Origin of the sequence: Paenibacillus polymyxa (assembly GCF_001719045.1) — a bacterium.
Taxonomy (GTDB): domain Bacteria; phylum Bacillota; class Bacilli; order Paenibacillales; family Paenibacillaceae; genus Paenibacillus; species Paenibacillus polymyxa_B.
Genome location: NZ_CP015423.1, coordinates 2,780,420 through 2,793,096 on the forward strand (window position 1 = coordinate 2,780,420; position 12,677 = coordinate 2,793,096).

Here is a 12,677-nt window from a genome sequence, read left to right on the forward strand (position 1 = left end):
TATCGCATAGTAATGGTAATCGTCTTTGCAGAGTCAAGCGGCTTTTGATCCAATCCCCTCTGCGATGCATGAGAAGACACAAAACATGGTTTCCGGTAAGGAGGGCTGATTTCTGCCTAAAATTTTATCTTTGAGAATCAAGAATAAACATAGATGCATCTTGTCCCATGAATATTTTACTTCCGTTAAAAAAAGTTTTCGACTGAATATCTCTATATCCTATTTTAGTCATAATGTCAGTCAGCTCTTCTTGATTAAATCCGTTATGAACTATATCTGAAACTACTTTTTCATTTTTATTAAAATCTACGATTAGTAAATGTCCTCCTTCATTTAGAACATCAAATAGCCTTGATAAAACAAATTCAACATCATGAATATGGAGTAGAACCTGAGCCATAAAAATATAGTCCGCATGTAAATCCGTTAGACCTTCCTTTTCAAAATCAAAACATAATGTATCTGCATTCTGAATATGAAGATCAGTAATTTTTTGCTTTATTTGATTAATCATGTTTTGTGAAGTATCCAGAAAAAGCATAGAATTAAAATCATTTAACAAGCTCATTCCGACAAGACCCGTTCCACACCCAAAATCAATAGCATTCTTACTATTAGCGTCAACCACATATTCACGAATGGCATCAGATGATACCTTTGCAATTTGAATTCTTTCAGAAGTGTCATATATATTAGCTATCATTTCAAACTTATCCGTATTTCCCATGATTACCTCTCCAATCCGATTAATAAAATCCTGAATACAACAATATAGAATGATATTCTATCGAAGCATTAGCATTTAGTCCACATTCTTATTAGTAAGCTCTTAGTCTTGGTTCGTTTCTGTACAATTTTGCTTCAACATTTTCGCCCTTATTTGTGATATGGTTCACCACCCTACCTGTAACGGCAAGTTTAAAGACCACCCCACTAAAAGGATGGCCTTTAGGACTGCTAATCTATTCTAATTGCCTCGATATAAAGCTCGATTCTCACTTCATTGCCGACAACAACCCCACCTTTTTCCAGAGGCGAGTTGAATGTCAAGCCAAATTCATTGCGTTCGATACTGGCTGTTGAATGAAATCCTACACGTTCCCGGCCGCGAGGGTCCTTGTTAAGTCCTTCAAAAACGGTATGAAAAATGATGGGTTTGGTTACTCCATGCAGAGTTAGATTGCCCGTAAGCTCATATTGCCTTTCGCCAGCAAGGACGCAGCTGGTGCTTTGAAACGTAATGGTTGGATACTTGGCTGCATGAAGGAAGTCGTCGCTCTTCAGGTGTTCATCTCGTTGCGATTGGCGAGTTGTGATACTATTTGCATCTATGGAAGCCTGAATACCCATGGTTGTTAAATCGTTGGGGTCAAAACTCAAGATCGCTTGGAAATGCTCGAATACTCCTTTAATTCTACTAATCATTAAATGCGTCACCGAAAACTCGACGGAACTGTGGTCCGGATCCACTTCCCAATTGATATTGCTCATAAATAAATTCCACCTCTATGATAAGATTTTGAGAAAGGTCGCCCCATCTCCAAACACTGCGCTATTCGCATACTCCTAATGTACAAAAAAGCTACTGACAACGGTATGTCAGTAGCCTTTTTTCATTTTTTTGGTTTCCTCGTAAATCCGATTTCGGAATGTTCAGGCTCCGCCACGTCAAAATTAAATCGAAGGTGAGCTGGATAATTCATGTACACCCTCTTCACCATTCGTCTTTGTCGAAATAATCATCTGGAAAATGTAGCTCTCGCAAACAACCGATAAATTTTTCTCTGAAATTCGGATTGCTTTTGTATTGCGGCCATACCTCCTTATAGTAAGGCAGCAACTTCTCATGTGGAATAATGCCCCAGTATAAAATCAAGTTATTCAGAACCTGCGGGCCGCCCCCCATCAACATCTGTTCAATGATCTGCCAGCTTCCCAGCTTGTTTTCGCAACTGCGCGCGGCATAGATGGCAGTGGTTTGCATTTTCGGGTCAGCATGGCACAAGAAAGGCGCAAAGTTCTGGAGAGTAATCGCGCCATAATCCTCCAAGATATACCCTGCATAACGCAACGTTTCCGGGTCGTGAATCCTGTCAAGCCTTTGCAAGATCACTGGAATAAAATCCGTTAAATTCACAGTTTTTCTGAAAGTATGTAGAATCTGTAAAGCTTGCAGAAAACCCTCATGCCCATCCGATTGCAACAGCTCCAGAAGGTATTTTCTACCCGCGTCAAAAGAAGTTTTGCAGATGAGCCAAATGGCTGTAGTCCGATTTTTTAGGCTTTGCTCCGCAGTATTTTTCAAAAAACCAAGGGTTGGCTGAGAGACTTTCTTAAACTTGAACATTCCATTAAGCGCTTTGGCTTGGATTTCTCCATTTGGAGCGCTCTGATAAGTCTGGATCAGCGCATTCTCATCACCCGGCATTCGACTACCAAACCACCCGATATCATAATCCAGAATAATTTCATCCAGCCAGCGCTCGTACCAGTCCAGAAAGCTGTCTTCATAGACAAAGAAAAAAGGATGATCGGGATGGAAATCGGAGGTGTACACAATTCTCCCCCTGTATTTCCCTTCAAGTACGAGATACATGTCGTATTCGCAGCCTTGGGTGCCTATGCACAACATGCCGCCCAGCACCTTATTACAGGTGGCGTCGTATTCCTCATCGGGAATGTCCTCGTCCTTGGTCAGGGGCTCAATCAGATGGTTCCATTCCTCTTTGGTCATCCCGGGATGCAGAACGGATTTTGCAAGGAGTGCCTGGCGCTCGGTGTAGGAAGTTGCCTTTCCAATCGGATAAATTCCATAATAGGGTCCGGCGCCTCCGTTGCCCACTTTCGTTAAAAACTGCGCGTAGGGCTCAGGAAGGGTAACCTGATTGTGGGCTTGCCAGTCCGCCAGCTCTTTTGCTGTAAGCTTCTCTTTAACCCTATATTGATGTGCGGATGCTCCAAACACCGAGAAATCCGCGTCTTTGCGCATAGCTTGACTCAGTTTGTTTTTTATTCGATCCAGTTGCGTTTCTTTCTTCCTAAACCACATATTGAACCCTCCTGTTGACCATAGCCAGGTTTCCTTTGTTTGCTTATCCAGCAATTTTATTATTTTTTCTATGGGTCGTACCTCTTTAAAATGATATGTATCTAGAGCACCACAGGAAAAATCCATATGATTGGAACCTATATGTGGATTAGACTATAATCACCTTGTTATTCATGTAAGCCACTCCTCATTTCATGGAAATTAACGACATAATTATTTAACCAAACTCATCAAACGCAGCTCATTTTAAACAACATATAGTGAGGGAGAAAATAATGAAAAGCCAATTAAGAAATATTACGGTCGACGGTTATGCCTTCGTTTATTGGTACTCAGGCGGGTCTCGCTTCATCCTAAACCTATCTCCCAAAGAGAATAAAAACATCAAAATCACGCTCATCTTTCAGGCCAATCCTCCTGAAGAAGAGTCTCATACTTTTTGGTCCTTTTATGACATTTCAGCCCAAAATATTGAAATGGAAACTGTCATCCATCTGGGTAAACCCAAGCATATTGCTGAAATCATCTCTTACTTGATGGCAAAACGACAAGAACTTTGGGTCCAGGGGAAGCCTCACGTTCTGGATAATGCCTGGGATTTACTAAAGGAAATGGGCTATTCCGAGTTAAAACCGATTTGGATTAGACAGTGGTAGTGATAATGGTTTGTGGACTAGCCCCCTTTGACCACTCAAAGGGAGCTTAAAGTTCACAGATATACGATTATTCGTTATCCGGCGTGGCCGGGGGCATCAAGCCTTTAACGGCGCCGAGAAACGGGCGAATGGACTTGATCATGCCGTAGCCCATCTTCACGACCGGGACAAATTTCTGGATCATGCCGAACAGCCGCAAGCCGCCGCCGAGCATACCGCCAAGCCCTCCTGCGCCTGCAGTAGAGCCGCCAAGGCCGCCTAACAGCGAGCCCATCATCGGCAGGAATGCCGACACCTTGGCGTCCGGCTTGCGGGAGCGCGAACGGCCAGACGGCTTGCGCGCGCCGCTTTTCCGGTTGCCGAGACGGACGCCCGGGGCATGCGCACCAGCTCTGCGCTTGATAGATCGGGAGCCTTGCTTCCCGGAAGAAGTGCGTGGAGGAGCTCCAGCACTGGCAAGTACCAACCCACCGCGATTAACATCGGTGATGTAGCCGACGTAAGTCTCTCCGCTGTGCAGGGTGACACAGACCGGACGGCCCTGAAACTTCTTAGCCCGTGCACGCATCTCTTTCGATTGTGCCATGGAAGTTCACCTCGCTCACTGATTATAATTCAGTTTACGCCAGGGGCGGGCTGTCTGCTTGTGCGAATGGGACATACGCACGCCAAAAATCGCTTGATGATTAGGCATTTTACAACTCTCCCTCAAGAAACGCGAATGCCCTTACTCCGCTGCTTCCACCAGCCATGCTTGCATAGCCGGAGACTCCGCCCGATTCAAACGTAAGGCGATTTCGGTATTGATCTCATCCGGCGGCATGACCTCGACAAGGACGCATACAGCCTCTCGCGGTTGATTCAAGGCAAACATGCCTTCATCATCGAGCATTTGCATCGCCAGCTCCATGGCCTTCAGCCTCGAATCAAATTCACGATTCCATTCGTCAGCTTCAAGCTCCGCAATAGAAGGACGCCTCATAAACAATTGTTTAACATCATCGAAGTCCTCATCCCTGAAACAACAATAGGGTGAATCGGCATAGGACCATTTGATGAGTTCCGCAATCGTTGACCCCGGCATGTCACTTTCTTCTCTTTGCCTGGCCGCTTCCCTCTCCAAGGCCTCCCATGACCAGGCGGAGATGCTTGGCGCATGTCCCTCTCCAGTAGTAAATAGCGTGCAGTAATAGTAACGTTCGCCATTTTCAAAAAGAGTGCGAAAGGACGTCCTAGCCACATCGGCAATCTCTGCCGCCAGCGCCTCTATTCCTTGCGTCGGTTTCATGACATTCGCCCCTTAGCCCTATAAAATATATATCTTATTTCCATTATAAAAATTGTTTGTCCTAAATCCACCTACTTTCTACCTGAATCCTGGAAATATGGGCGATTCACTCCCTCATGATAAAAGAGGATGTCTCTCCGTTATTTTCCGGCTTTGAGACACCCTCTTTTGAACTATTTTGCATTCACTACAACATTTTTACCATCACTTGAGGTATGGTTTTTTGCTCTCCTACCTGGAGTTTCATCTCCATTAGAGCAAGCTCATTCAAGGTTCTAATTCAAGGTGCATCTTGGCTTCCGCCTCATCCCATGGCACCGAGTAACCCGCCCCCTTGGCGCAAAAGATGGAGGAGGATGTATACAGTGGGTCTGCCCCTTTGCGGTAGCCCATCCGCTCTATGACTTCCTCCATATTATGGCAGCGGTCGTAGCCGCTGAACACGCAGCGGATACTGCCTCGTCCATGCGTAAAGGATGCAAATTCGGCACTGTAGTTCATGAAAGTCGACACGGGCACCCTGCCCGTGACCACCGCTTGCGTTCCGGTTGTCTGCGGCGGATTAAAAATACCTGAAGCACGTTGAATATCAGACAGTACCCTGCCCATTTCATCAATAGCGACCTTGATTTTGAAATCGTTATAGGGCTCCAGCAGCACGTTGTCCGCCTTCTCCAGGCCCTGTCGTAGTGCTCGAAAGGCAGCCTCACGAAAATCGCCACCATGGGTATGTTCTTTATGCGCGCGACCCCTCAGTAGCGTAATGTTCACGTCGGTGACCGGCATGCCGGTCAGCAGTCCGTGATGCTCCCGTTCATAGAGATGATTCCGAATCAGATTCTGATAGCTGACATTCAGATCATCGGCATGACACCTGCTATCGAACAGGATGCCATTGCCCCTTTCTCCCGGTTCAATCAGCAAATGCACTTCCGCATAATGCCTTAGCGGTTCGAAGTGGCCGTACCCTTTCACAGCCGATTGAATCGTTTCCTTATACAAGATTTCCGGCTGTCCAAAAGAGATAGCAAAGCCAAACCGCTCTTTAACAAGCTGCTCCAGCACTTCCAGTTGAATCAATCCCATGACGCGGATAGAAATCTCCTGCAATTTCTCATCCCAAACGACGTTCAGTGACGGCTCCTCCGCCTCCAGCATGCGAAAAGCACCGAGCACCTTCTGTACATGTATCGAATTGTCGAATACTACCTTCGATTGTAACGTCGGTTCCGACTCGTAAGCTAACTTGTCCGATATCGACCCCAGGCCTTGTCCAGCCCCGGCGGCGGACAATCCAGCAACCGCAAATAAATCGCCGGCTTCCACTTGTTCCACCGACTGCGATTTAAGGCCGTTAAACATGAAGAGCCGCGTAACTTTTTCGTCATATTGAACCCCGCCGCTCTCGTAACTAAGCTGTTCTCTCACCTTCAGCCGACCATCCAGCGCCTTAATGAACGTGAGTCTCGCTCCGCCTGCATCGTGCCGAATTTTATAAACCCGCCCCTGGAACGAAGCATTCTCGTCATAAGTGGTTGTCGTCAACAGATGCAGCTGATCCAGAAATTCAATGACGCCTGTATCCTGAAGCGCAGAGCCGCAAGCACAGGGGAAGAGAAGACCCGCCGCTATCATCCTCTGCAAAGCCTCCAGCCAGAAGCCCGAATCCTCTCTCCCCTCCAGGAATGCTTCCAGCAAGGCTTCGTCCCGCTCCGCCATGGCCTCCCGCAGTGGCTCGCCGACTATGCCGTCAGCGAAGCTCTGTGTAATGCAGCATACTTCCCCCGTCAACTGCTGACGGATATCCGCCTCGGTTCTGCCTACATCCGCGCCGATCCGATCCGTCTTGTTGATAAAGAAGAACGTCGGAATCCGATGCTTGCGCAGCAGCTGCCAGACCGTCTCCGTATGGCCCTGGACACCTTCAACTGCACTTACAATCAGGATGGCATAATCAATGACCTGAACCGCCCGCTCCATCTCCGGGGAGAAATCGACGTGTCCGGGCGTGTCTATTAAATAATAGCTATCTCCTTTATATTCTATTACCGCCTGATCTGCGAATACCGTAATGCCCCTTGCCCGCTCGATGTCGTGGCTGTCCAGAAACGCATCCTGATGATCCACCCGCCCCCGCGACCGGATACTGTTCGTATGGTACAGCAGCTGTTCCGCAAAAGTTGTCTTACCTGCATCCACATGGGCGAACAGGCCAATCGTTAGTCGCTTCATAGAATCCCACTTTCAACGCTTCTTGTTAATACTGCTCATTTTATTAAAGCATAGAAATCGGGAGAGTGGGTAGGAGTTGGTTTTGAGAGAGGGTCTTTTTTCATAGATAGAAGATAAAAACAACGAGTTACATTTATGTTGAGCGATTTCTCCAGATTAAAACATAATTAATATACTATTGCTTGAACGGAATCTTGAAACTGATTTACCGCTTGCATGAAGGAAACTTCCCTTCGAATCTACACCATTTTAATCTGCATAGTAATTGTAAAAGAAAGACGACAGTCCAACGAAAAAGTCGAAGACTGCCGCTTTTTATAGTCCTGATAAATTCGCAATTTCAAGTTTCGCCCTACTTATGATACAGTCACCGTGCTATCTACAACGACTAGATTTGGCTATCCCTTGTGGTGATGGCTTTTTAGACTGACTTCCCAAATGTTCTTTTCATAAATAATAGTTAAGATCACTTTTTCTTGAGCATATTCTCATCCCATTCATTAACACAATCAAAGTCCAGAAAAAAGCCGATTAGTACATTTTCTATTGTTAAATTAACGATACTTGCCATAATCCTCTGTCGTACATGCCTTATCTAATGCATTGTAATAAGCCAAGTATATTTTGTTAACGAGCACTTCATCTAGTTGTTTCTTCTTTAAATTAATTTGTTCGAACATGTATTCATCTCCATAGTATTTGTAGATGAATACTTCCGAGTCTTCGTGTCTCGTTATTTCTTTTGAATAAAGGAAATAATATCAATATATAATGCGGTCATTTCTTGAGGGGTTTTATCTAAACCATTTTGAACCCATTGCTCTATTAATCCTAAAAAAGCAGACGTAATAAAGGATAAAAAGTATTCCATTGGCACCTTTAAAGTTGCATTGAAGCTTTCATTTTTCTCTAAATTGAAACGTACTTTTTCTGAAAATGCATCTCTAAATCGAAGGTGAAAATTCGTTCTGCCATGATCGCTTAAAAATATCTTTAATATTGGCGAATGCATTTTAATAGAGCTAAATAGTGTAGCAGCTAATTCCTCTTGTCCTTTTTCAAACGTATGAGTAGCTGAATAGTGAGATTGTAATTCATCAATATGATTTCCTAAATCCTCAAACAACTGCTGTTCTATTTGATCTAGCAAATCGAATTTATCTTTATAGTGCAAATAAAATGTCCCACGATTAATTTGTGCTGTTTTCGTAATGTCCCCTACCGTAATCGATTCAAATGACTTATTTTCTAAAATTTGTATAAACGACGTTTGAATGAGCTGTTTTGTTTTTCGATTTTTCTCCGCATAAATGCTCACAAAAAAGTCACCCCCGCCTTAAAATTCAACAATCTGTTCAGTTTTGTTCATTGCTTATAGACTCTTAAAAATTATAAGATAAATGCATGCTACTGAACAACATGTTGAAAATTGAGAAAGGATGAAATCCATTGAGATTATTTAAAGAAAAATTAGCTTGGGCTGCCCCCATCGCTGTTATATTAATTATTGCGCTATTCTCGTTGAACTTATTTGCTCAAGGAGATCCACAAGTAAAAAATCTACCAGTTGCACTTATTACGAGTGATGAGGGAGATCACGTTGACGCTGTAAAAGCAGCAATCGAACAAATGAGTAAAGATATTGCCGATGAAGAACCGATGTTAGCTTTTACAAATGAAAAAGAAGCAGATATTGAAGAATTATTTGCTGGTAAAGAGTATTATGCAGCATTAGTTATTCCCGAAGGTTATAATGATGCCGTACAAAATGCCATGACAAGCAACACACCAGCAACCTTAAAAGTATATATTAACCAAGGCTTTAACATGACAGGTGCAAACTTTGCGAAAACTGCTTTAAATGGTTTAATTACGCAAATTAGCAACCAATATTCAACAAACTTTGTAGCACAAATGGGCGACCAACAAATCGATGCTAATCAAGCATCCGTGCTTGTACACCCAATTGTTTCTGAAGAAAAAGTATTCAATGCCATCACTACTGCTACAGCAAATGGTAGTGCACCAACATTAATGGCAGTACCTGCTTGGGTAGGTGCATTAATCGGTGGTTTCATTGTATTCCTAGCATCATCAAGCATTCTTAAAAAGGAAATGTTAACACGTAAACAAACATTCCGCCTAATAGGTGGTCAAGTTTTATTCGGTCTTATTATTGCCTTATTCTCAGGCTTTACTGTTGCAACACTTGCACAGATGGCTGGTATTAACATGCCAAGCTACTCCTTAGTTGCTTTCTTTGTATCGTTTGCAGCATTCTGTTTCTTCTTATTAGTATCAGCTATTACTGCATGGATTGGCAAACCAGCCATTACATTATTCATGGTTGTTATGCTGTTAGGTATGGGTGTTCTAATGACACCACAAGAAATGCTTCCAAGTTTCTTCGTAAACTTCATTCGTCCATGGGTGCCGATTCGCTTTGCTTCTGAGGGGTTACGTGAAATTTTCTACTTCGGTAGTGGCTTCTACACTGGCCAGTCATTCAACACCATTTTAGGAATTGGGATTGCAGGTTTAGTCATTTTCCTACTGTCTATTTTTAAACCAGCACCTGCACAAGCAACTAAAGCTGAATAAAAGGCATTGGCAATCATGTGCACCACCCATATCTAATAGATTCACCGTAATTCCTCCAATCGGATTTGCCGTTTTGAGCGTCTTACACAACTAAAGCGCGAAAATGGTCATACCCCTGTCAAGTAGACAGAACTAAAAAGACATCTTTAAGCAGCAACCGTTTCTCGGTATTCAATCGGGGAACGGTTGTTTAATTTTTTCTGAAATCTATTTTCATTATAAAATGAAATGTACTCCCGTACGTGTTGTTCTACCTTCGCTAGGGTTCCGGGTTTCGTTAAATAAATCTTCTCTGTTTTAAGATGGGAAAAGAAGGATTCTATACAAGCATTGTCTAGGCAATTTCCACGCCTTGAATGGCTCCCAAGCATTCCAAGCCGCTTAAGTTTGCGGTTAAATGGCTTGGAGGTATACTGAAACCCCTGGTCTGAATGGAGAATCACACCCTCCATGTTCACGTTCTTACTTAGAACGTCTAGCGTCTCGCTGACTAAAGCAAGGTCATTTCGTTCCGAAAGACGCCAAGCCACAATTTCATTGTTAAACAGATCTTGAATGACAGAGAGATATACAAACCGCTCTCCAGATCGTATGTATGTAATATCGGTAACCAGCTTGGATAAAGGGGAATCTGCCTGAAATTGTCGATCTAATCGGTTAGCATTTACCACAGATGCCTGTTTGCCGAAAAAGCGCCGCTTCTTTCGAATGACAGAACGGATTCCCAATTTCTTCATTAGGCGGTACACCTTTTTGTGGTTGACCAAGATACCTTCTCTACGTAAAGCAACGGTCATACGCAGATAACCAAAATAGGGGTGAATCCGGTGGATCGACAACATACGCGATTCCAGGAGTTCTTCCTCTTGCTTACGCTGCTGAGTTGTTTGCTGAGTCTTTCTCCATTTATAATATCCTGCCCGAGAAACATGGGCTAATTCAAGTAGCCATTTCAACGAATATCGTGTTCGCATTCCCTCAATAATTTCAAACCTTGCTTCTTTCCTCGTCACTCCTTGTGTAGATTTGGATACTGCTTTTTTAAATATTCAATCTCCGCCCGTAGATACGCCATCTCTTCTTCCATACTGGAAAATTTCGTTTTGGGTCGTCCCTGCCTTGTGGTCGTTGGCTGGAGGTTCTCCCCCGCTCGATATTTCATCACCCAGATTTGCACTTGGGATTTATTACGAATGTCCAATTGTTTCGTCACTTCACGAATACTCATATGTTCTTCGTTCACCAACCGGACTGCCTCCATCTTCACATCTAAGGAGTATTGCCGGAATGATTGTGTCCTTTTTAGCCATGAAAAATCCCCTCCGTTTAACAAGATTAAGTCCATCTTACCAGATGTCTTTTTTCTCTTGTCTACTAGAAGGGGATAATACCACATGTGGTTGGCTTTTTCGCACTTATTTATGACATGTTGTTACCCGATTGTCGCCGAACGCCTCAATCTCGTCATCACGATTAACCTCGATTACACGCAACTCATAAACCGTATCTCAGGCTCGATGTATCATTAATAGGGTGAAGTTTAAAGGGCACCAACGGCGAATTTTTAGGGTGCCCTCATTTCAGACCTTGTTATCTATTCATCTTGCACTTTTCCAAAATCGCGGACTTAACATCATCTTTAGTAGTTTATCTTTGCATGTACTAACTTCGAACAGTCAATCCGATCAATCCAGAACTCCCGTTCCTGCGGCACTTCCTTCGATACGGTGGAAAATGCACCCTTGAAACCATTAGCGACTAGGATTGGCGTTAATTGCTCTCTCATCGCTTTATGGTGAACACCTCCACCAAAAGCAGGAGTGTACCACTCAGGAGAAGACTCTAATACATTCTTAAGATAGTCCCGGCAAGGCTTAATTTCTCTGTCGTAGAACTGTTGAGGATTTCCACAGTAAGGCTGATGCTTGTGGCAGTGCACCCCTATGGTCATTCCTTCACGATGCATATGCTTGATTTCCTGCTCCGTCAAATAAAAGTCATCAATGAATTTAGCTCTATCCGGAAACAGGGTGTCAAATACTGACCCCAGAATTTCAGTTGCTTCTTCTGTTGTTAACTTTACATTCAACATGTACTTGTTATACCTACGCAACCTATCAAGCTCATAAGAATAGATTGTGCTTGCTTCTTCTATGCCAGTCGTATCATGCTTCAAACGAATCAGTTCCCAGATTTCCTCATCAGATACAAACGAGAGAACAGTATGCACAAGATGCATCATAGGAACAACACCCGAAACCAAGGGGCCTGACATCACTGTAAAATAAGCAGGGATGCCTTTGCGCTTCAAGATTTCAAACGCATTGATATATTGATCCTTAGTGCCATCATCGAAAGTCAAGATACACCATGGTCTTGATCTGGGTATGTCCATCTGATCCAGTGAAATAATATCATATGTCTTGCTTAGCGTATCAATTTGATGTGAGAAATCCTGAGGTGACAAAGGGAAAATACCTCTCCAGCCATCTCGCTCCCGGATATAATGGTACATTACGGCAACATTATTCATAAGCATTCCATCCTTTAGGCAGCAGCCAAATATTCGATCGGTCCATATCACAATCCGATTTTACAAAGTAAGTATCGTCAATAGAGATTGGTGCTCCCTTGTTTTGATGCGTCATTGTCAACAAAAGCAATCACTTCAAACTGCTGACTCAACATATAATGGATACACAACCCGCCGTCTCCTGCTCCAAATAATATAGCTTTACTCTATCCAACTATCTTTACACACCTCATAATAATTTCTGTAATTGATTTCTGTATCTTATATCGGTTATTTTGAACTGTTAATAAAGGTTTTGGTTGCGCCGTCATGAAGTAA

The 12,677-nt window shown here is 43.4% G+C and carries 12 protein-coding genes; 2 read left to right on the forward strand and 10 right to left on the reverse strand.

Annotation, left to right across the window (positions count from 1 at the left end; genetic code table 11):
* Positions 1-124: 124 nt before the first annotated feature.
* The 3 genes from AOU00_RS12405 to AOU00_RS12415 all read right to left on the reverse strand — a co-directional run bounded on the left by AOU00_RS12405 (position 125) and on the right by AOU00_RS12415 (position 3,049).
* Entirely contained in the window at positions 125-727 is a 603-nt protein-coding gene (locus tag AOU00_RS12405) for a class I SAM-dependent methyltransferase (protein WP_061829739.1), read from the reverse strand.
* A 230-nt stretch (positions 728-957) separates the two neighbouring features.
* On the reverse strand, positions 958-1,491 hold the full coding sequence (locus tag AOU00_RS12410; RefSeq protein WP_061829738.1) for a YceI family protein: 534 nt from the start codon (positions 1,489-1,491) through the stop codon (positions 958-960).
* Positions 1,492-1,714: 223 nt separating this feature from the next.
* Positions 1,715-3,049, reverse strand: a complete 1,335-nt coding sequence (locus tag AOU00_RS12415; RefSeq protein ID WP_061829737.1) for an SMI1/KNR4 family protein — start codon at positions 3,047-3,049, stop codon at positions 1,715-1,717.
* Between the two features lie 275 nt (positions 3,050-3,324).
* On the opposite strand from AOU00_RS12415, the gene AOU00_RS12420 reads away from it, so the two are divergent.
* Entirely contained in the window at positions 3,325-3,705 is a 381-nt protein-coding gene (locus AOU00_RS12420) for a hypothetical protein (RefSeq protein WP_061829736.1), read from the forward strand.
* 67 nt (positions 3,706-3,772) lie between these two features.
* Here the strand turns inward: AOU00_RS12420 and AOU00_RS12425 are convergent, their stop codons facing one another.
* From AOU00_RS12425 to AOU00_RS12440, 5 genes are all read right to left on the reverse strand, one after another.
* Positions 3,773-4,291, reverse strand: a complete 519-nt coding sequence (locus AOU00_RS12425; RefSeq protein ID WP_069290732.1) for a hypothetical protein — start codon at positions 4,289-4,291, stop codon at positions 3,773-3,775.
* Positions 4,292-4,432: 141 nt separating this feature from the next.
* The gene (locus tag AOU00_RS12430) at positions 4,433-4,993 is read right to left on the reverse strand and encodes a DUF4303 domain-containing protein (protein WP_061830409.1); all 561 of its coding nucleotides are present in this window, start codon (positions 4,991-4,993) and stop codon (positions 4,433-4,435) included.
* A 267-nt stretch (positions 4,994-5,260) separates the two neighbouring features.
* Positions 5,261-7,225 (reverse strand): elongation factor G, encoded by a 1,965-nt coding sequence (locus AOU00_RS12435; protein WP_061830410.1) that lies wholly within the window; start codon positions 7,223-7,225, stop codon positions 5,261-5,263.
* Between the two features lie 554 nt (positions 7,226-7,779).
* The gene (locus tag AOU00_RS27470) at positions 7,780-7,905 is read right to left on the reverse strand and encodes a hypothetical protein (protein ID WP_257785379.1); all 126 of its coding nucleotides are present in this window, start codon (positions 7,903-7,905) and stop codon (positions 7,780-7,782) included.
* Between the two features lie 53 nt (positions 7,906-7,958).
* A complete protein-coding gene (locus AOU00_RS12440; protein ID WP_061830411.1) occupies positions 7,959-8,543 on the reverse strand; it encodes a TetR/AcrR family transcriptional regulator in 585 nt (194 codons plus the stop codon).
* 131 nt (positions 8,544-8,674) lie between these two features.
* Between AOU00_RS12440 and AOU00_RS12445 the strand changes: the two genes are divergently transcribed.
* Positions 8,675-9,826, forward strand: coding sequence for a YhgE/Pip domain-containing protein (locus tag AOU00_RS12445; RefSeq protein ID WP_061830412.1), 1,152 nt, complete (start codon positions 8,675-8,677; stop codon positions 9,824-9,826).
* A gap of 146 nt (positions 9,827-9,972) precedes the next feature.
* Here AOU00_RS12445 and AOU00_RS12450 read toward each other — a convergent pair.
* Positions 9,973-11,171, reverse strand: a protein-coding gene (locus AOU00_RS12450) for an IS3 family transposase (protein WP_419538110.1) whose coding sequence is annotated in 2 segments (ribosomal slippage) — positions 9,973-10,871 and positions 10,871-11,171 — 1,200 coding nt in all. Because the reading frame shifts where the segments join, the coding sequence is not laid out codon by codon here.
* 294 nt (positions 11,172-11,465) lie between these two features.
* Entirely contained in the window at positions 11,466-12,359 is an 894-nt protein-coding gene (locus AOU00_RS12460; protein ID WP_061830414.1) for a polysaccharide deacetylase family protein, read from the reverse strand.
* Between the last annotated feature and the right edge of the window lie 318 nt (positions 12,360-12,677).